The organism is Streptomyces sp. NBC_00076, from assembly GCF_045041235.1.
Taxonomy (GTDB): domain Bacteria; phylum Actinomycetota; class Actinomycetes; order Streptomycetales; family Streptomycetaceae; genus Streptomyces.
In genome coordinates, this window is sequence record NZ_CP108242.1 from 2,274,774 (window position 1) to 2,293,861 (window position 19,088).

Genomic DNA, 19,088 nt, shown 5'->3' on the forward strand with positions numbered 1-19,088 from the left:
GGCGCAGCCAGGGCGCCGACCGCCCGAAATCCGGACACGCCGTGCCCCTGACAAGCGCTGAGGGGGAGTATTCGGCCGAACGGACGGTCGGCGCAAGGGCGCCTTTCGGCCGTCAACCTTTGAACGATCTTTACGATCCCGGTGACCGTACCGCCCCTCGGAGCACGTTCCGCTCCCCCGCCCCGACCGCGACGGCCAGGGAGTTCCCCGGCGGCGGCAAGGGGCAGACGAAGTGGTCGGCGAACGCGCACGGGGGCAGCAGCGCCCGGTTGAGGTCGACCGTCGTACGGCCCTCGGCGTCCGGCGCGGCGGGCCGCAGGAAGCGGAACCGGTAACTGCTGTTCCCGCCCGTCGTATCGCCGAACACCGCCCACAGCGAACCGTCGGCCTCGACCGTCACCTGGAGCGTCAGTTCCTGTCCGGCCAGGCGGAAGGCCAGTTCCCCGCCGAGGCCGAGACCGCGCGTGCGGCCGTCCGCGTTCTCGACGCGTACGGTGCGGCTCTCCCCGTACGGCGTGAAGCGCCCCGGCACCGACCAGCGCGGATCGTACGGTGTGGCCTCGATGCCCCGGAACGCCTCGCGTGCCGGAGCGGCGGGGTCGAAGTCGCGTACACCCCACGCTCCTTCGCGCACCAGCACGACCAGGCGGCGCTCACCGTGCCCGACCCGGGCGGCCGCCACCGGCCCGGGGTCGGCGGTGAGCCGCACCGCGCCGTCGAAGGGCCGTCCGTCCACGCTCAGCCCGTCCGCCTCGGCGGCGGTCAGCCGCACCGCGTCGCCGTCGGTGGTCCACGTCCCGGGGATGTCCGGAAGTCGCCCGTCCGGATAGTCCTCCAGCCAGTGCGTTCCGGTGAGCGACAGGGGGCCGTAGGGCGCCGACACCGTCTCGACGCGGTGCTCGTGCCACTGCTTCCACGCCTCGGATGCGTCCGTCGTCATGTCATCAGCCCTTCCTCAGCGGGTCGGAGAGCCCGAGGTGGGAGCGCAGAGTGGTGCCCTCGTACGCCGTGCGGAAGGCCCCCCGCTCCTGGAGCAGCGGCACCACCCGGTCCACGAACTCGTCGAGCCCGCCCGGGGTGAGGTGCGGGACGAGGATGAACCCGTCGGCGGCGTCCCTCGTCACGAACTCGTGGAGTTCGGTGGCGACCGCCTCGGGGGTGCCGATGAAGGACTGCCGGCCGCTCGCCTCGATCACGGTCTGCCGGATGGACAGGCCCTTCTCCTTCGACAGCGCCCGCCACTTCTCGGCGATCGCCACGGTGTCGCCACGCCGGGTCCGCCCCTGTGTGATCGACGTGTCCGGCACCGGGTCGATCTCGGGCAGCGGCCCGTCCGGGTCGTACGACGACAGGTCGACGCCCCAGATCTGCTCCAGCGTGAGGATCGCGTTCTGCGGGGAGACCTGGCGGCGACGGATCCCGGCGGCTCGCTCCTGTGCCTCGGCTGCCGTGTCCCCGAGGACGACGGTGACACCGGGCATGATCTTCAGGTCGTCGGCACCGCGGCCGTACTTCTCCAGACGCCGCTTGACGTCGGCGTAGAAGGACCGTCCGGCCTCCAGGGTGCCGTGCCGGGTGAAGATCACGTCGGCCGTGGCGGCGGCGAACTCCCGCCCCTCGTCCGAGTCCCCGGCCTGGATCACGACCGGGTGCCCCTGCGGCGGGCGCGGCAGGGTGAACTCGCCCGCGATGTCGAAGTGCCGCCCTCGATGCGCGAAGGGGCGGCTCACGCCGTCCGGTGTCCAGGAGTCCCACAGCTCCCGTGCGGTGGCGACGAACTCGGCGGCCCGGGTGTACCGGTCGGCCTGGTCGAGGTATCCCCCACGGCGGAAGTTCTCGCCGGTGAACGCGTCGGAGGAGGTGACCACGTTCCAGGCGGCCCGGCCACCGCTGAGATGGTCCAACGTGGCCAGCCTGCGGGCGAGTTCGTACGGTTCGTTGAACGTGGCGTTGACGGTGGCGGCCAGACCGATGCGGTCGGTGACGGCGGACAGCGCGTTCAGCACGGTCAGTGATTCCGGCCGGCCGACCACGTCCAGGTCGTGGATGCGGCCCTTGTGTTCGCGCAGCCGCAGCCCCTCGGCGAGGAAGAAGAAGTCGAACAGGCCGCGTTCCGCGGTGCGGGCGAGGTGTTCGAAGGAGGAGAACTCGATCTGCGACTTCGAGCGCGGGTCGGTCCACACCGTCGAGTTGTTGACGCCGGGGAAGTGCGCGGCGAGATGGATCTGCTTCCCGCGCCTCCCCTGCCTCTGCGAAGGGGTGCGTACGGTCATGACGCTCCCCCTGTCACGGCGTACCGGTTGACGGGCCGGGCCAGGCCCAGGTGCTCCCGGAGTGTGCTGCCCGGGTAGAAGGTGCGGAACAGGCCCCGGTGTTGCAGCAGCGCCACCGTGCCGTTGACGAGTCGTTCCAGGTCGCGGCGGGGCTCGGCGGGCGTGAGGTGGAAGCCGTCGACGGTCCGGTCCGTGTACCAGGCGGTGATCAGGTCGGCGAGGTCGACGGGACCGCCCCGGTACAGCGGGCCCCGCGCGGTCTGCCGGGGGCCGCCTCCACCGTGGCCCGGCTCGGCCGCGTGCTCCCCGTCACCGAGGTCGACGACAAGGCATGCGAGCACACACAGGTCATCGGGATTCCGGCCGAACTGCTCGGCCGACTCCCGCACCTGGTCCCGTACGGCGGCGGCGTGCGCGGCGCTCACGGCCCGGACCAGCACCACGTCGGCGTACCGTGCCGCCGTCCGCCGGGCGGGCCCCTCGGTGGCGTCGACCACGCGCACCGGGTGCCCCTGCGGCGGCCGGGGCACGATCGACGGCCCCTTGACGGAGAAACCGGAGCCGGTGAAGTCGACGTGGTGCAGCTTGTCCCGGTCGACGAAGCGGCCGGTCGACACGTCCCGTATCTCGGCGTCGTCCTCCCAGCTGTCCCACAACCGCGCGGCCACGTCGGCTACTTCGCCGGCCTCCCGCCACAGCTCGTCGGCGGGGGCGGCGGACCGGCGGCCGAACAGGCGGGCCTCGCCCTCGGTGGTCGACACCTCGATCCGCCAGCCGGCCCGGCCGCGGCTGGCCCAGTCGAGGGTCGCCACGGCGGCCTGGACGTGGAACGGCTCGGTGTGGGTGGTGGTGACCGTGGGCACCAGGCCGATACGGCTGGTGGCCGGGGCCACCGCGGACAGGACGGCGAGCGCGTCGGGCCCCGGGCGGGCGAGGGTGTCGTCCAGGGTCACGAAGTCGAGGCCGCCGCGCTCGGCCAGCCGTGCCAGGCCGACGTAGGAGCCGGCGTCGTACACCGTCGGCTGGTCGACGGCGGCGGCCAGGTGCAGCGGGCCCCGGCCGGGCGATGAGGTCATGGGGGAAGCCTTTCTCGGCAGGTCGCGGAGGACCTGTTCGCAGGGGACCCGGTCTCGGAGAACGCGGTCTCAGGGGACCCGGTCTCAGAGGACCTTGGAGAGGAACGCGCGTGTGCGGTCGTGCCGCGGCCGGTCCAGCACGTCGGCGGGCGGGCCCTGCTCGACGATCCGCCCGTCGTCCATGAACACCACCGTGTCGGCGACCTCGCGGGCGAAGCCGATCTCGTGGGTGACGACGATCATCGTGGTGCCCTGGTGGGCCAGGTCCCTGATGACGTCGAGGACCTCACCGACCAGCTCGGGGTCGAGCGCGGAGGTCGGTTCGTCGAAGAGCAGCAGCCTGGGCTCCAGGGCCAGCGCCCGGGCGATCGCCACCCGCTGCTGCTGTCCGCCGGAGAGGCGCTTCGGGTAGGCGTCCGCCTTGTCGGCGAGGCCGACCCGGTCGAGGAGCCGGCGCGCGCTCTCGACAGCCTCCTGGCGGGGCCGCTTCAGCGCGGACACCGGTGCCTCGATGATGTTGTCCAGCACGGTGAGGTGCGGGAAGAGGTTGAAGTTCTGGAAGACGAAGCCGATGCGCGTGCGCTGCCTCAGCACCTCGCGCTCGGGCAGCTCGTGCAGGGTGTCGCCGGAGCGCCGGTAGCCGACCAGTTCCCCGTCCACGCTGATCGCGCCCCGGTCCACCTTCTCCAGGTGGTTGATGGTCCGCAGCAGGGTGGACTTGCCGGACCCGGACGGGCCCAGGATCACGGTGACCTCGCCGGCGCGCACGGCGAGGTCGACGCCCTTGAGCACGTCCAGGGGGCCGAAGCTCTTGTGCACGGACCTGATGTCGACCATGACGCTCATCGCGGGGATCCTTCGGGTAGGCGTGGATGTCTCATGCGGCCGCGCGCCCGGAGAGCGCGGTCAGGAACGTCAGCGCGGCCCGGGCCGTGGCGTCGTTCTGCCGGAACGCGGGCCCGCCGGTGCGCGGCCGGGTGAACGCGCCGGGAGTGCGGCCGTCGGTGTAGGGCCCGAGCGCGAAACGCCGGGGATGTGGCCGCCCTGCCCGGTCGAGGAGCCGTCCGTCGGCGGGATCCACCCGGAGCAGCCCGTCCGGTGTCTCGGCCGCCCCGTCGGCGTGCAGTGCGCGCAGCAGGGGGTCGCGGGCGCGCTCGACCGTCGGCTCGGGCAGCCGCGCCTCGACCAGCGCGCGGGCCTCGACGGAGAACCCGGGCACGGTGGCGCTCGACGCCCGGAACACCCCGCCCTCGGCGGCGACGGTCATGTCTGCGCCCAGGAACTTCAGGACGCCCGCGCGGGAGAGGGCGAGCAGCTGCCTGAGCCGGGGTCCGGGCGGTCCGGAGGCCAGATAGCTGAAGAAGCCGTGCCACCAGGGGCCCACGTCCCCGAGCCTGACCAACTGGCCGTAGACGGACAGCAGTCCGAGGAAGACCGCCAGGTCGGGGCTGTGCGCGGGATCGTGACGACGCCCCAGGTCCCGCTCGACATAACCCCGCAGCCCGTCCTGGAAGGCGTCGAAGGAGTCGTACCGCACTCCCTCCAGCGGGCGGTCCAGTGCGGCGAGGTCGAGCCGGTCGGCGGGGTCGGGCACGGCGGCGGCGACCAGGGCGGCCCGCCCCGCCGGATCGTCGACGGCCGCGTACTTCTCCTCGAAGACGCTCCAGGCCACGCCGGTCCGCTCGGGATGGACGGTGAACAGCCGGTGGTAGTGCGCGAAGCCCAGCTCCTTCTCCACCAGCGGCCACACGTCCCGCCGGAAGTCGAAGCCTCCCGGCCTGGCGAGCAGCCCGTTCACCTCGGCAGGGCCGAAGAACCGGGGCAGCGGCGGTCGTTCGCCGGTCCAGTCGTAGCCGATCTTCGAGTGGTACGGCACTCCGCGCCGCGAACCGACGTACAGGACCGGCTCCCGCCCGGACGGCACATAGGTGTCTTTGTCGTACCGCCCGCCCCGGCCCTCGGTGAGCAGCACCATCAGGTCGACAAAGGCGAGCCCGAAGCCGCGGACCAGGACGGGTTCGCCGGGTGCGAGCGGGGACAGGTCGCTGTCGGCGGTGAAGTCCGGCGGCAGGTGGACCAGCCCGTGGGCGCCCGCGTAGGCGGCCAGCTCGCCCTGCTGGTCGTCCAGTTCGGCGTCGAGGTGACCGAGGGCGAGCACCACGAGGTCGGCGTGGAGCGGGCGGGGGCGGCCCTCCAGCCACACCTGCTGGCGTCCCTCGGCCGGTCCGCCGACGCGCAGCGCCCGGCGCGGATGGTGGTGGACGGTGACACCCGGCGGCAGGGAGGCCACCGCCCGCTCGTGCACCCAGCGCAGATAGGCGCCCTGGATCCGCCGGTCGGCGAAGGTGCGCCCGTCGATGCCGGCCCACTCGTGCAGGGTGGGCCCCTCGGTGACGGGGCCGGCCATGTCGACCGTCTCGTCGGTGAACATGGTGACGTCCTCGGCGTGCGAGTTCATCCAGAGCAGCGACGACTGGGCCTGGCGCCAGATGCGTCCGGCACCCGGCGGATGCGGGTCGACGAGGTGGATGTCGAGGCCCGAACCGGCGTACAGCTCGGGTGCGTTGGCGGCGATCCGCTCGATCAGGCCGGTGCCCCGCGGCCCGCCCCCGACGATCACCAGGGAGGGTCGGTACGCGCTCATCGGGTGCGCTCCGAGCCGCGCGCGTAGTGCTTCTCGACGTAGTGCTGGCCGAGGCTGAGCACCGAGGTGACGACGGTGTACCAGACGGTGGCCACCATCAGCAGCGGGATGACCTGGTAGGTGCGGTGGTAGACGAGTTGCACCGAGTAGAGCAGGTCCTGGACCGCGATGACGCTGACGATGGAGGTGCCCTTGAGGGTGCCGATCAGCATGTTCCCGGCCGGCGGCACGATGGAGCGCATCGCCTGCGGGAGCACGATCCGCCACCATCGGCGCCACCGGCTCAGTCCGAGCGCCTGCGCGGCCTCGATCTGTCCGCGGTCGACGGAGAGGATGCCGCCGCGGACGACCTCCGCGGCGTAGGCGGCCTCGTGCAGGGTGAGGCCGATGACGGCGACGGTGATCGGTCCGAGCAGGTTCACGGTCTTCACGCCGAGGATCTGCGGGTACAGCGCCCCGATGTTGAACCACAGCAGCAGCTGCACCAGGATCGGGATCGACCGGAACAGCCAGACGTATCCCCAGCTGACGCTTCTCAGCACGGGGTTGGCGGACAGCCGGAAGGCGGCGAGCAGGGTGCCCAGCACGAAGCCGAGCACCATCACGACCGCGGTCAGCCACAGGGTGAGCCACAGGCCGCGCAGCACGGCGTCCGAGGTGAAGTAGTCGGCGACGACGTCCCACTGGAACGCCTCGTTGCGCAGCACGGAGTTGACGGCGAGCGCCAGGAGCACGAGCACGGCGACGGCGGCCGTCCACTGGCCGAACCGGCGTTGCGGGACGATCCGCAGGGACTCCGCGGGTTCCGGAATGTCCGGTGCGGCGGGGGCTTTGGCGAGGGTGTCGGAGGACATGCGAAGGCTCCGGGGCATCGAGTCGGGCGAACTCGGGCGGGTGCCTTCACACGGCGGTGCGCACGGACGCGACAGAGCGCGGCGCGGGATACGGCCGAGCCCCTCAGCAAGGCCGCACCTTGAGAGTACGGTGCCGTTTCCCGTCACTGTCAAGGCTGTCCAGAGTGTGAGCCGTACGTCTCAAGTCGGTTGACGCAAAACCGGATGCCTGTTCCACTTGGCCCATGCATCCACAGCAGTGGCTGGTCAAGCGCTCCCACATCGACTTCGGTCGCGTGTGGTCCTCTTCCTGTTGAGCTGACCCACTGCGCGCCCGGGATCCTCTGATCCCGCGGGCGCTTTCGCGTTCTCCCCTTCGCTTTGCCTTCACACGCGCTCCCCTCCCCTCACTCAGCGCCTTTCTTCGCCTTCTGCTTTCAGGAGACCGCACCCGATGCGCACGCCCATGCATGCCCGTAAAAACCTCTTTGCCGCTTTCACCCTGATCACCTCGGCGACCCTGTTCCTCACCGCGTGCGGCTCCGGTGCGGGCGACTCCACCGGTGGGACCGCCAACGCCGCGGCCCAGTCCGACGAGATCCCGACCAAGGACGTCGTCTCCGCCGTCAAGAAGGACCCGGCGGCGGCCAAGCTGCTGCCCTCCGGGACGCGGAGCCTCACCATCGCCGTCAGCGTCTCCGGCCAGCCGCCCGGCACCTCGATCCTGGACGACGGAAAGACCCTGGCCGGCCAGGACGTCGACTTCGCGAACGCCGTGGCCAGGGTCCTCGGCATCAAGCTCAAGACCGAACAGGCGAGCTTCGAGGCGATCCTGCCGGCCCTCGACAGCGGCAAGTACGACCTCGGCGTCGGCAACTTCGGTGTCACCGACGAGCGTCGCAAGACCATCGACTTCGTCACCTACATCAACGACGGCCAGGGCTTCGCCACCCGCGAGGACAGCAAGCTCTCCAAGGTCACCGACCTGCGGCAGCTGTGCGGCCTGAACATCGCGACCGGCGCGGGCACCACCTTCGAGGCGACCCTGGAGGACAACCGGCACCTGTGCACCGACGCCGACAAGAAGGCGTACAAGGTGCAGACCTACAACGAACAGGGGGCGATCTGGTCCTCGCTCCAGCAGGGCCGCAGCGATGTCGTGATGTCCACGATCAACGGCCTGCGCTACGCGGTCGCCCGCCAGGAAGGCGTGAAGTTCCTCAACGAGTTCCACCGCCTCGACGTCGGCTTCGCCTTCGAGAAGGGCACCAAGCTGGCTCCCGCGTTCCGGGCCGCGGTGAACAAGCTCATCGCGGACGGGACGTACGACAGGATCCTGAAGAAGTGGGGTACGACGGGCTCGGCGATCACCGCGTCACAGATCTCACCACCGGAACTGAAGAACTAGCGCCCGGCAGGACCCGCCGCACGCCGTCCTCCCCCGTCCCCTTCGGCCTGAGTCTCCGTCAAAACGGATATCGGCGGCCTGTCGTGGTTGGTCACGACCAGGTGAACTTTCCGTGGTCACTTACTCAGCGCGAGACACAGCCCGCACAAATGCGCCATCCACTGGGTTTTTTGAGGCCTTCACCGAGCCGGTGACGGACGGGCCCGACGATGGGGCACACGACGATCGCCCGTGGTGCGTACGGCGTTGAACTGCGAAGAACCGCGGTCTCGTACCGGTCCGGCCGTTCACCCGTACGCACCGGCCATCACCCGTACGCCGTGAAGAATCATATTTCACTCACAGTCAGCAGTTGTTTGCGGAACGACCCTTGGGACACCTGGACTCTCGACGGATTCGCTGTGCACCAGTACCGTCACAAACCCCCCGCTCGGCGTCTATCCACATGGCGCACCGTCCTCATCATGGATGACCATGGGGATGCGGAAAGCAAGAGAGACCGCTGTGAGAGGAGGCGTCCATGGGATCGGTACGCAAGGCGAGTGCCTGGCTCGGCCTCGTCGACGACAACGACGACGAGCGTTACTACGACGACGACTACTCCGAAGGGACCGAGCAGCCCGGGGAGGCCTGGGTCACGGACCCGCGGGTCAAGGTGGCGTCCGACGTCGCCGAGGAGAGAGGCCGCCGGATCGGCACGGTCACCCCGGACAGCTTCCGGGACGCCCGCGCCATCGGCGAGCTGTTCCGCGAAGGCGTCCCGGTCATCATGAACCTCACGGCCATGGAGGCGGGCGACGCCAAGCGTGTCGTCGACTTCGCGGCCGGGCTGATCTTCGGCCTGCGCGGTTCGATCGACCGGGTGTCCAACCGGGTGTTCCTGCTCACCCCCGCCGACACGGAGATCATCAGCGAGAAGTCGGCCGCGCACCGGACGGACGGTTTCTTCAACCAGAGCTGAGGCAGGGCCGCTCGCCGGCCCTGCCCCCGCAGGTCCCGATCCGTCTTCACCGGAAGGCGTCGAGTCCGGTGAGCGCCTTGCCCAGCACGAGCTGGTGCATCTCGACGGTGCCCTCGTAGGTGAGCACCGACTCGAGGTTGGTCGCGTGCCGCATCACCGGGTACTCCAGCGAGATCCCGTTGGCACCGAGGATCGTACGGGCGGTCCGGCAGATCTCGATCGCCTCCCGTACGTTGTTGAGCTTGCCGAAGCTGACCTGCTCGGGACGCAGACGGCCGGCGTCCATGCGCCGCCCCAGGTGGTGGGCGAGCAGAATCCCCTTGTGCAGTTCGACCGCCATGTCGGCGAGCTTGGCCTGGGTCAGCTGGAACCCGCCGATGGGCCGCCCGAACTGCTCCCGTGTCTTCGCGTAGTCGACAGCCGCCTCGAAACACGACCGGGCCGCGCCCATGGCCCCCCAGACGATGCCGTAGCGGGCGTGCGACAGACAGCTGAGCGGCCCGCGCAGTCCCGCGCCCTCCGGCAGTACGGCATCGGCGGGCAGCCTCACGTCGTCGAGCACGAGTTCGCTGGTGACGGAGGCGCGCAGGGACCACTTGTGCTTGATCTCCGGGGCGGCGAAACCGGGGGTGTCGGTGGGGACGACGAACCCGCGCATCCCGTCGTCGGTCTGCGCCCACACCACGGCGACGCCCGCGACGGACCCGTTGGTGATCCACATCTTCCGTCCGTCGAGGACCCAGTCGCCGCCGTCCCGTTTGGCGTACGTCCGCATCGAGGCGGGGTCGGAGCCGTGGTCGGGTTCGGTGAGCCCGAAGCAGCCGATCACGTCACCGGCGGCCATGCGCGGCAGCCATTCCTGCTTCTGCTCCTCGGAGCCGAACCGATGGATGGCGTACATGGCGAGGGAACCCTGCACCGACACCAGCGACCGGATACCGGAGTCGGCGGCCTCCAGCTCCAGACAGGCGAGCCCGTACTGCACGGCACTCGCCCCGGCACACCCGTACCCGCTGAGCGACATCCCGAGCGCCCCGATCCCGCCCAGTTCGCGGGCGAGGTCCCTGATCCCGGGCAGTTCCCCGCTCTCGTACCACTCCGCGACAAAGGGCAGGACCCGGTCCGCGGCCCAGTCCCGCACGGTGGCCCTGATCGCCAGGTCCTCCGGATCGAGCAGGTCGTCGATACCGAGGGGATCCGCGGGGTCGAACGGGGGCATGAGCACGTCCTCTCATAAACTAGCACCGCTAGTTACAGTCCGCTCCCGACGGTACGACGGACCGCCTCGCACGTCCAGGACCCACGCACGCGGGTGGGAGAGCGTCGCGTCAGGCGGAGACGCGGGACTCCGCGACCTCACGAGGCGCGGGGATCCCCGCCTCCACCGAGGCGGCCTCGCACTGCATGACCCGCGGCAACCGCAGCGCCATCACCGCGCCCAGCACCAGCAACCCCGCGCTCACCAGCAAGGTCACATGCAGCCCATGCACGAAGCAGTCCCGAGCCGTCCGCCGCAGGGCCACCCCGGCGGGCCCCCCGAGCCGCCCGGCGACCTCGTACGCCTCGCCCAGCGAATGCCCCGCGTCCGCCGACGCCGACGCCGGAACACCGGGCACCGACGACACCCCGGGCGTGTACGCCGCGTTCATCACGCTGCCGAGCAGCGCGATCCCGATCCCCGCGCCCAGCTGGTAGGAGGTCTCACCGATCGCCGCCGCCCCGCCCGCCTGCTCAGGCGGAGCCTCGCTCAGCATCGACTCGTACGCCCCGAACAGCGTCGTCTCCAGCCCGAAGCCGAGCAGCACGAACCCGGACAGCATGAGTCCGGGGTTGTCCTCGCCGCCCATCGCGGTCAGCAGCAGGACGGCCACCGCCGTCAGGCAGAACCCGAGGCTCACCATCCGCCGCGGCCCGAACCGCCGTAGCATCCGCGCCCCCGCCAGCCCTGCGGCCATCGCGGCGACGGTCAGCGGCAGCAGCCGGAGCCCGGTCTCCAGCGGGGACAGCCCCAGCACCAGCTGGAGATACTGCGCGGCGATCAGTTCGAGGCCCACCAGCGCGAGCATCGCCAGCACGATGCAGCCCACCGACGTACTGAACGCCGGCCGCGCGAACATCCGCAGGTCCACCAGCGGATGCGCCCGGCGCCGCTGCCGCCGTACGAAAAGAAGGATCAGAGTCGCGCCCACGGCCAGCGGCACCGCCGTGAACACGTCCAGCTCCCCGCTGCCGAGCCGCTTCACGCCCAGCACCAGGCAGAACAGCCCGGCCGCCGCCGTCAGCGCGCCGACCACGTCCCAGGGCCCGCGCCCGTCCCCCTTCGACTCGGGCAGCAGCAACCGCCCCACCGGCAGGCTGACCAGCATCAACGGAATGTTGATGAGGAACACCGAGCCCCACCAGAAGTGCTCGAGGAGGAAACCGCCGAGCAACGGACCGATCGCCGCGCCGACCGCAGCCACCGCACTCCAGATGCCGATCGCGAGCGCCCGCTCCCGCCGGTCCGGAAAGACCTGGCGCAGGATCGACAGCGTCGCGGGCATGATCATCGCGCCGCCGACCCCCAGCAGCGCCCGCGCCACGATCAGCACCTGGGCGGTGTCGGCGAGGGCGGCCACGGCGGAGGCGACGCCGAACAGGCCGTATCCGAGCAGCAGGATCCGTCTGCGGCCGACGCGGTCGCCGAGTGTGCCGAAGAGGATCAGCAGGGAGGCGCAGACGAGCGGGTAGACGTCGACGATCCAGAGCAGTTCGATCGCGCCGGGCCTGAGGTCCTCGGTGACGGCGGGGACCGCCACGTGCAGCACGGTCGCGTCGAGGGCGACCAGGAGCAGGCTCACGCAGAGGACGACGAGGACGACCCAGCGGTTGGCGCCGGCCCCGGCCGCCCGGCGGCGCAGCACAGCGGCGGCCGTGGTCGTCCCGGACATGCACGTACCTCCCAGATGTTCCCTCGCGTTCGGCGGGGCTCACGGGTGGGGACTCCCGTGACTCGGCCGGAGAGAAGCGGTGGTCTCCGGCCCGCGCAGCGAACGGCGAGTGACACGTCAGAGTACGCGAGTCCGCGTCGGAGCCGAGTGGCGGAGCTCTCACAGGCATACGGAACAGCTGTGGCCTACACCACTCCTCCCCTCTCTCCTCATCTCTCTCACCGAGCCGAGCCCCCACGGGCCGCCCGGTTCGGTCCGCGGTCGATAATCGGGCCCGTGACCGATCTTGAGACGCGCGGGGCCCGGCCCGGCGCCGCGACCCTGCGCCGCGCGGCCCCGGCCCTCCTCGGGTACGCGGCCGTGCGCGCCCTGGGGCTGCTGACGCTGGCCCTGTGGAGCGCCGCCCGCGACAAGAGCGCGTACACACTGCTGACCGCCCGCTGGGACTCGCTCTGGTACACGCGGGTCGCCGAGCTGGGGTACGGCTACGAGGTGCGCCTGCCGAACGGCGACGTGCACTCCAACCTCGCGTTCTTCCCGTTGCTGCCGTGGCTGGAGCGGCTGCTGGCGGCCACGACCCCGCTGTCGTACGCCGGCGCGGGCCTCGTCGTCGCTCTGCTCACCTCGCTCGCGGCGGCCTGGGGGATCTTCGCCGTCGCGGACCATGTGTACGGCGGTACGGACAACGGCGCGGAACCCGGCCTCGGCGGAGTGACGGCTGAGGGCGGGCGGGCGGGCGTCTGCGCGGTCCTGCTGTGGGCCGTACTGCCCGTCGGGATCGTGCAGTCGATGGCGTACAGCGAGTCGCTGTTCACCGCGCTGGCCGCCTGGTCGCTGTACGCGGTCCTGACCGGCCGGTGGGTGACGGCGGGCGCGCTGGCCTCGCTGGCGGGCCTGACCCGGCCGGTGGGGCTCGCGGTGGTCGCGGCGGTGTGGGTGGCGGCGATCGCCTCCTTCGCCCGCGATCGGAGGGCGGCCCCGGCGGCCCCGGACAGCAGACGGACCACAGCACGCGCCCTCGGGATGCTGCTCGCCCCGCTGGGAGCCGCCGCCTACGTCCTGTGGGTCGGCCACCGCACCGGCAAGGGCCCACTCGGGTACCTCGACGTCCAGGCAGGCTGGCGCAACGGCTTCGACGGCGGCTACGCCTTCGCCCGCTTCGTCGCCGACAAGTTCACGTCGTTCCCCTCGGCCATGGCGGGCGTGGGGCTGATCGTCGGGGTCGGCCTGATCGTCTGGCTGTACGTCGTCTGCGTCCGGCAGGGACAGCCACTGCCACTCCTGGTGTACGCGGGGGTCGTCACCGCCCTCGCCCTGTGCGCGTCCAGCTACTTCGGCTCGAAACCTCGCCTGCTGCTGCCCGCCTTCCCCCTGCTGCTGCCTCTCGCCCGGGCCCTGGACCGCGCGCGTCCCCGCAGGTCGGCGCTGGTTCTGGGCGGGGTCGCGGTGGCGTCGGCGGCGTACGGGGCGTTCTGGCTGAACGGCTCCGGTCCACCATGATCGACTACAGGGCGTGCACGAGCGTCAGTGAGCGCACGGGTAATTCCACCCCATGATTCGGTGAACGAATTCATAAGGGCCATATAACCCCCACCCAAAACGATCAAAGGAATTGAAGGGGGTACCCGGCCGGCATTGCGGATTCCTCGGAAATAAACCTCGCCGTGAGAGGAATCCCACATCACATGGTCATCACAAAGCCGTGGATTCGATCGGGGACTGAGCTCACTCGCTGTAACGTCGATTGGGTGCGTACCGAACGAAACCTCACCCGTCTGGACCGGGTGTTCGCCAGGCTCGACCGTGAGCCGGAACGACCGGCCCACCTCGATGTGCCGAAGATGAGCCGGCACCGAGTCGCGCTGCTCGCCGGAACCCTCGCGTTCTATCTGGCGATGGTGTGGCTCGTGGTGATCACCTCATGGCTGGTCCGTCTCGACTGGCAGGTCATGTTCTTCCGCCCGTACCAGCAGTGGGCGGAGATCCACTGGTTCGTCGACTACTACGTGGTGCTCGGCCAGCGCGGCCCCACCGCCGTCATGGTCGCGGCGTGGCTGGGCTGGCGCTCCTGGCGGCAGCACACCCTGCGCCCGCTGCTGACCCTGGGCGCCTCGCTGCTGCTGCTGAACATCACGGTCGGCGCCGCCAAGTACGGCATGGGCAGGCTCGGTCCGCACTATGCGACCGCCATCGGCTCGAACGAGATGGGTCTGGGCGGCGATATATTTCCCAGCGGCCACACCGCCAACGCCGTGGTGACCTGGGGCATCCTGGCGTACCTGGCCTCCACCCCGGGAGCGCGACGCACTCTGTCCGCCGTGTCCGCGGTGGTCTCGCTCGGCGTGGGCATGGCCACCGTCTACCTCGGTACGCACTGGCTCAGCGATGTGCTGCTCGGCTGGACCGCCGGCCTGCTGGTCCTGCTGGCGCTGCCCTGGTGCGAACCGCTGATCGCCCGCGCCGAAACCCAGATCTTCGATCTGCGCGACCGCTGGCGCGCCGGACGCGGCAGCCCGGCACCCGCGCCGCTCGCGCCGGTCGAGACGCCGGTGCGGCTCAAGCCGATCACCGTTCCGCAGAACGAGACCGCGGCCCGTTCCCCTCGGGCGCCCGCCTATCTGGCCCCGGGGCCGCACACGACCCGCTCGGAGCGCACGCCGGTCACCCCGGTCGGCAGCCGCCGGCCACCGCACCCGGACCGCGTCGCGCGGGGCGCAGGCCCTGCGGCCCGCCCGGTGACCGGCGGCTGACCTCCCGCACCACCGAACGCCTGGGACCACCCCCGTCCAGACAGGGGGCCCGGTACGCACAGCCCGGCGTCCGCACGGCGACGGCCCCGCTCCTCGACAGGAGCGGGGCCGTCGTCGTGTGCGGGACTCAGCCCTTCCAGGCCCGGGCCACGTGGCCGTCCTTCACCTCGAAGTTCAGGCGTCCACTGCGGTATTCCATGGTGATGACGGCCCCCGGCGGCAACGAGCGGACCGTCGACCACCCCCGCTCGCGGGCGAGCCGTTCGGCCCTTTCGGCGTCGAGGCCGGCATAGGTGTCCGGGCTGTCGTCGGGTTCGGCGGGAGGTGTCGGAATCGGTGCCATACGGCCACGCTAGGCGCTGGCCGACGACCGGGGAAGTCCGGACTTGTGCCGAACGTCACTCATCCGTCTCCGGTCACGCTTCTGTCACAGAACAACGACATCGTTTCGGCCTAACTCCGTCACACGTACGAGCGGTTTCGTACGCCTTCCGCTGGGATTCGAAAGTAATTCCCGCGTGTCGCACCGGCCGCGGGAAAAGCCCGGCGGAAAGTTCCGGAAGAACCGTCCCGGCCCTTTTCTCCTCACCGTTCCGAACGGGTCCACGGGAACCGACAACGCATAGCAAATACACGGTCGCGACACAGAACCCCCCGTACGCCACTTGTCGGAGCACGTGTAGACGCGAGCATCATCATGGCGACGGCTCGCGGGTACGCGTGGCGAGGGCTTCAGCGGGCTCGGGGTGCGACGAGCGAAGGGGCGAGCGAGCGATGGGGACGCAGACCGTGCAGGCGGCGGCACGACCCGAGGAACGGCAGACGCGCGGGCGTGTGATCGTCGACTGGCTGACCACGACCGACCACAAGAAGATCGGCCACCTCTACCTGATCACGTCGTTCCTGTTCTTCCTGATCGCCGGTGTCATGGCGCTGCTGATGCGGGCCGAGCTCGCCCGCCCCGGGCTGCAGATCGTGGACAACCAGCAGTTCAACCAGTTGTTCACGATGCACGGCTCGATCATGCTGCTGCTGTTCGCCACACCGAGTTTCGCCGGCTTCGCCAACGAGCTGATGCCGCTGCAGATCGGCGCCCCGGACGTCGCCTTCCCCCGGCTGAACATGCTGTCGTACTGGCTGTTCCTCTTCGGCGGCCTGATCGTGCTGGGCTCGCTGCTGGTGCCGTCCGGACCGGCCGCGTTCGGCTGGTTCGCCTACGCGCCGCTCAACGACTCCGTGCACTCCCCCGGGGTCGGCCCCGACCTGTGGATCATGGGTCTGGCGCTGGCCGGCTTCGGCACGATCCTCGGCGCGGTCAACTTCATCACCACCATCATCGGGATGCGCGCGCCCGGCATGACGATGTTCCGGATGCCGATCTTCGTCTGGAACACCCTGTTCACGTCGATCCTTGTCTTGATGGCGTTCCCGGTGCTGGCCGCCGCGCTGCTGGCCCTGGAGGCGGACCGGCGGTTCGGCGCGCAGGTCTTCGAGGCGGCCAACGGCGGGGCGCTGCTGTGGCAGCACCTGTTCTGGTTCTTCGGCCATCCCGAGGTGTACATCATCGCGCTGCCGTTCTTCGGGATCATCACGGAGATCATCCCGGTCTTCAGCCGCAAGCCGATCTTCGGCTATCTGACGCTGGTCGGGGCGACGATGGCGATCACCGGTCTGTCGGTGGTGGTCTGGGCGCACCACATGTTCGCGACCGGCGCGGTGCTGCTGCCGTTCTTCTCGTTCATGAGCTTCCTGATCGCGGTGCCGACGGGCGTGAAGTTCTTCAACTGGACCGGGACGATGCTCAAGGGCTCACTGTCCTTCGAGACGCCGATGCTGTGGGCGGTCGGCTTCCTGGTGTCGTTCCTGTTCGGCGGACTGACCGGGGTGATCCTCGCCTCGCCGCCGATGGACTTCCAGGTCACCGACTCGTACTTCGTGGTCGCCCACTTCCACTACGTCGTCTTCGGCACGGTCGTCTTCGCGACCTTCGCCGGCTTCTTCTTCTGGTGGCCGAAGTTCACCGGGAAGATGCTCGACGAACGGCTCGGCAAGATCCAGTTCTGGACGCTGTTCGTCGGCTTCCACACCACGTTCCTGGTGCAGCACTGGCTGGGCGCGGAGGGCATGCCGCGGCGTTACGCGGACTACCTCGCCGCCGACGGCTTCACCGCGCTCAACACCCTGTCGACGATCGGCGCGTTCCTGCTGGGCATCTCCACGCTGCCGTTCCTCTACAACGTCTGGAAGACCGCCAGGTACGGCGAGAAGGTCGACGTCGACGATCCCTGGGGCTTCGGCCGCTCCCTGGAGTGGGCGACCTCCTGCCCGCCGCCCCGGCACAACTTCACCACGCTGCCCCGGGTCCGCTCCGAGGCCCCGGCGTTCGATCTGCACTATCCCGAGTACGCGGCTCAGATCCCCCATCCCGAGCCAAAGAGCGAGCAAGCCGGTCCCGAGCGGTCCTGATCGCCTCGGTCAGCTCGGCCGGCTCCAGCACCTCGAACTCGAGGCCCAGCAACATCACGTGGATCACCATCACATCGAGGCTCGCGGCGCCCGTGCGCAGGACGCAGGCGTCCGGCCCGTCGGGCTCCAGCGTCCCGGCGGTCGGCGACACGTGTTCGGCGGCCTCCTCCAGCGGCACCAGCAGCCGGATCGCCGCGTGCGAGGCGTACACGCGCGTGGAGACCCCCTTGGAGACGTAGGCGGCGAGGTCGTCGGCGGGCGGCCTGCGCGGGGCGAAACGCGGGCCGTGCGGTGGCCTGGGAGTGACACGGTCGACGCGGAACGTACGCCAGTCGTCGCGGTCGACGTCCCAGGCAACCAGGTACCAGCGGCGCTCACTGCACACCAGTCGGTGCGGTTCGACGGTGCGGCGGCTGGGGGTGCCACCGTGATCGCGGTACTCGAAGCGGAGGCGCTCGGCGTCCCGGCAGAGGTTGGCGAGCTCGGTGAGGACGGCCGGGTCCACGGTGGAGGGGGCGGGACCGCGCAGCATCGGCACGGTGAAGGCGTTCAGGGCGCTCACGCGGCGGCGCAGCCGGCCCGGCAGCACCTGCTCCAGCTTGGCGAGCGCCCGCACCGAGGTCTCGCCGATGCCGTCGATGCCCTGCCCGGCGGCCGTGCGCAGGCCCACGGCGACCGCGACGGCCTCGTCGTCGTCCAACAGCAGTGGGGGCAGCTCGGCGCCCGCGCCCAGCTGGTAGCCGCCGCCGGTGCCGGGGCTGGCGTTGACGGGATAGCCCAGCTCGCGAAGCCGGTCCACGTCCCGGCGGACCGTGCGCGGGGTGACACCGAGGCGGTCCGCCAGATCGGCGCCGGACCATTCGCGGTGGGCCTGGAGCAGCGAGAGCAGACGCAGCAGACGTGCCGAGGTCTCCAACATGCGTCCGAGTCTGCCAGCGATCGCGGACAGCTTCTGTCCGCGATGGCATGGAGGCTGCTGCGGCGGCCCGGTGGGTCCTTGCGGCCGTCGGGCACGGTGGACGCCCGGTTCTGCGTGTTCGCCCTGCTCCTTCGGGTCGGCCGCCACGGCACGGGAGTGGCGACGGACCGACGACCGCCTAGGACCGGGCGAAGGACCGGGCCGAGCCCTTCGGGATGACCAGCAACGTGTCCGGGTACAGCAGCCCCGGACGAGGGCCGATCGATTTCCTGTTCACCGCGTAGAGCTTCTTCCAGCCGCCCTTGACGCCGTACTTGCGGGCGATCGAGGAGAGTGTGTCGCCGGTTTTCACGGTGTGCATACGGCCCTTGAGCCCGTAGCGCGCGGAGCAGACCGGCCAGGCCTTCCAGCCCTGCACGGCCAGCACCTTCCGGGCGACGGCGATCTGTTCCGTGCGGGTGGCCAGGTCCGCGCGCGGGGCGTACTTCAGGCCGCCGTACCCCTTCCAGGTGGGCTGCCAGAACTGCAGCCCCCCGTAGAAGCCGTTCCCGGTGTTCACATGCCAGCGGCCGCCGCTCTCGCACTTGGCGACGCAGCCCCAGGGCCAGTGGTCCTTCGCGCATTCGTAGGGCACGCGTCTGTGCGGCGGTCCGGGAACCGGCGGTGACGATGTGGCGTACGCAGCACCGGGGGCGAGGACGAGCAGGGCGGCGGCCAGGGCGAGCTCGATCGTCTTGGGGTACATCGGGCCACGCTATGCAGCCGGTGCCACGGGGCCGTCCCGGCGCGTCCGAGAAGCCCGGGGGCCCCACCCGGTCGGCGGACCGG

Annotated in this window: 15 protein-coding genes and 2 pseudogenes; 5 read left to right on the forward strand and 12 right to left on the reverse strand. The window is 70.5% G+C overall.

Translation table 11 applies throughout. The features are described 5' to 3' along the window. Positions 1-130: 130 nt before the first annotated feature. The 6 genes from OHA64_RS10425 to OHA64_RS10450 form a co-directional block, all read right to left on the reverse strand. Complete coding sequence (locus OHA64_RS10425; RefSeq protein WP_405611293.1) at positions 131-940, reverse strand: DUF1684 domain-containing protein; 810 nt, start codon at positions 938-940, stop codon at positions 131-133. A 4-nt stretch (positions 941-944) separates the two neighbouring features. Then, a complete protein-coding gene (locus OHA64_RS10430) occupies positions 945-2,273 on the reverse strand; it encodes an NtaA/DmoA family FMN-dependent monooxygenase (RefSeq protein WP_405611296.1) in 1,329 nt (442 codons plus the stop codon). Continuing rightward, entirely contained in the window at positions 2,270-3,349 is a 1,080-nt protein-coding gene (locus tag OHA64_RS10435) for an LLM class flavin-dependent oxidoreductase (protein WP_405611299.1), read from the reverse strand. Before OHA64_RS10435 ends, OHA64_RS10430 begins: the two co-directional genes overlap by 4 nt. A gap of 84 nt (positions 3,350-3,433) precedes the next feature. Beyond that, on the reverse strand, positions 3,434-4,195 hold the full coding sequence (locus tag OHA64_RS10440) for an amino acid ABC transporter ATP-binding protein (RefSeq protein WP_405611302.1): 762 nt from the start codon (positions 4,193-4,195) through the stop codon (positions 3,434-3,436). 31 nt (positions 4,196-4,226) lie between these two features. Beyond that, positions 4,227-5,993 carry an FAD/NAD(P)-binding protein gene (locus tag OHA64_RS10445; protein ID WP_405611305.1) on the reverse strand — a complete coding sequence of 589 codons (1,767 nt, stop codon included), beginning with the start codon at positions 5,991-5,993 and terminating at the stop codon, positions 4,227-4,229. Further along, the gene (locus OHA64_RS10450; RefSeq protein ID WP_405611308.1) at positions 5,990-6,847 is read right to left on the reverse strand and encodes an amino acid ABC transporter permease; all 858 of its coding nucleotides are present in this window, start codon (positions 6,845-6,847) and stop codon (positions 5,990-5,992) included. The genes OHA64_RS10445 and OHA64_RS10450 overlap by 4 nt, the downstream gene beginning before the upstream one ends. A 433-nt stretch (positions 6,848-7,280) precedes the next feature. Here OHA64_RS10450 and OHA64_RS10455 point away from each other — a divergent pair, with 433 nt between their 5' ends. After that, complete coding sequence (locus OHA64_RS10455; RefSeq protein ID WP_405611311.1) at positions 7,281-8,234, forward strand: ABC transporter substrate-binding protein; 954 nt, start codon at positions 7,281-7,283, stop codon at positions 8,232-8,234. An 8-nt stretch (positions 8,235-8,242) separates the two neighbouring features. On the opposite strand, the pseudogene OHA64_RS10460 reads toward OHA64_RS10455, so the two are convergent. Continuing rightward, positions 8,243-8,454, reverse strand: a pseudogene (locus OHA64_RS10460) (hypothetical protein); the annotation flags it as partial. A gap of 300 nt (positions 8,455-8,754) precedes the next feature. Here OHA64_RS10460 and OHA64_RS10465 point away from each other — a divergent pair. Next, complete coding sequence (locus tag OHA64_RS10465; RefSeq protein ID WP_405611314.1) at positions 8,755-9,195, forward strand: cell division protein SepF; 441 nt, start codon at positions 8,755-8,757, stop codon at positions 9,193-9,195. Positions 9,196-9,241: 46 nt separating this feature from the next. Here OHA64_RS10465 and OHA64_RS10470 read toward each other — a convergent pair whose 3' ends face one another. After that, positions 9,242-10,414 carry an acyl-CoA dehydrogenase family protein gene (locus OHA64_RS10470; RefSeq protein WP_405611317.1) on the reverse strand — a complete coding sequence of 391 codons (1,173 nt, stop codon included), beginning with the start codon at positions 10,412-10,414 and terminating at the stop codon, positions 9,242-9,244. Between the two features lie 109 nt (positions 10,415-10,523). Then, positions 10,524-12,125, reverse strand: coding sequence for an MFS transporter (locus OHA64_RS10475; RefSeq protein WP_405611319.1), 1,602 nt, complete (start codon positions 12,123-12,125; stop codon positions 10,524-10,526). A 276-nt stretch (positions 12,126-12,401) separates the two neighbouring features. Here OHA64_RS10475 and OHA64_RS10480 point away from each other — a divergent pair, with 276 nt between their 5' ends. Together OHA64_RS10480 and OHA64_RS10485 are read left to right on the forward strand one after the other, a co-directional pair. Then, the gene (locus tag OHA64_RS10480; RefSeq protein ID WP_405611323.1) at positions 12,402-13,625 is read left to right on the forward strand and encodes a mannosyltransferase family protein; all 1,224 of its coding nucleotides are present in this window, start codon (positions 12,402-12,404) and stop codon (positions 13,623-13,625) included. A gap of 248 nt (positions 13,626-13,873) precedes the next feature. Then, positions 13,874-14,875 (forward strand): phosphatase PAP2 family protein, encoded by a 1,002-nt coding sequence (locus tag OHA64_RS10485; RefSeq protein ID WP_405611326.1) that lies wholly within the window; start codon positions 13,874-13,876, stop codon positions 14,873-14,875. Between the two features lie 127 nt (positions 14,876-15,002). Here the strand turns inward: OHA64_RS10485 and OHA64_RS10490 are convergent, their stop codons facing one another. Next, positions 15,003-15,218: an I78 family peptidase inhibitor gene (locus OHA64_RS10490; protein ID WP_405611329.1), complete on the reverse strand. Its 216-nt coding sequence runs from the start codon at positions 15,216-15,218 to the stop codon at positions 15,003-15,005. 431 nt (positions 15,219-15,649) lie between these two features. Between OHA64_RS10490 and ctaD the strand changes: the two are divergent. Beyond that, positions 15,650-17,332 (forward strand): annotated as a pseudogene (gene ctaD / locus OHA64_RS10495) (cytochrome c oxidase subunit I); the annotation flags it as partial. On the opposite strand, the gene OHA64_RS10500 reads toward ctaD, so the two are convergent. Beyond that, complete coding sequence (locus tag OHA64_RS10500; RefSeq protein WP_405611332.1) at positions 17,220-18,260, reverse strand: helix-turn-helix transcriptional regulator; 1,041 nt, start codon at positions 18,258-18,260, stop codon at positions 17,220-17,222. The pseudogene ctaD and the gene OHA64_RS10500 sit on opposite strands and share 113 nt — an antisense overlap. Positions 18,261-18,438: 178 nt before the next feature. Beyond that, positions 18,439-19,005, reverse strand: coding sequence for a transglycosylase family protein (locus tag OHA64_RS10505; protein ID WP_405611335.1), 567 nt, complete (start codon positions 19,003-19,005; stop codon positions 18,439-18,441). Positions 19,006-19,088 lie beyond the last annotated feature (83 nt).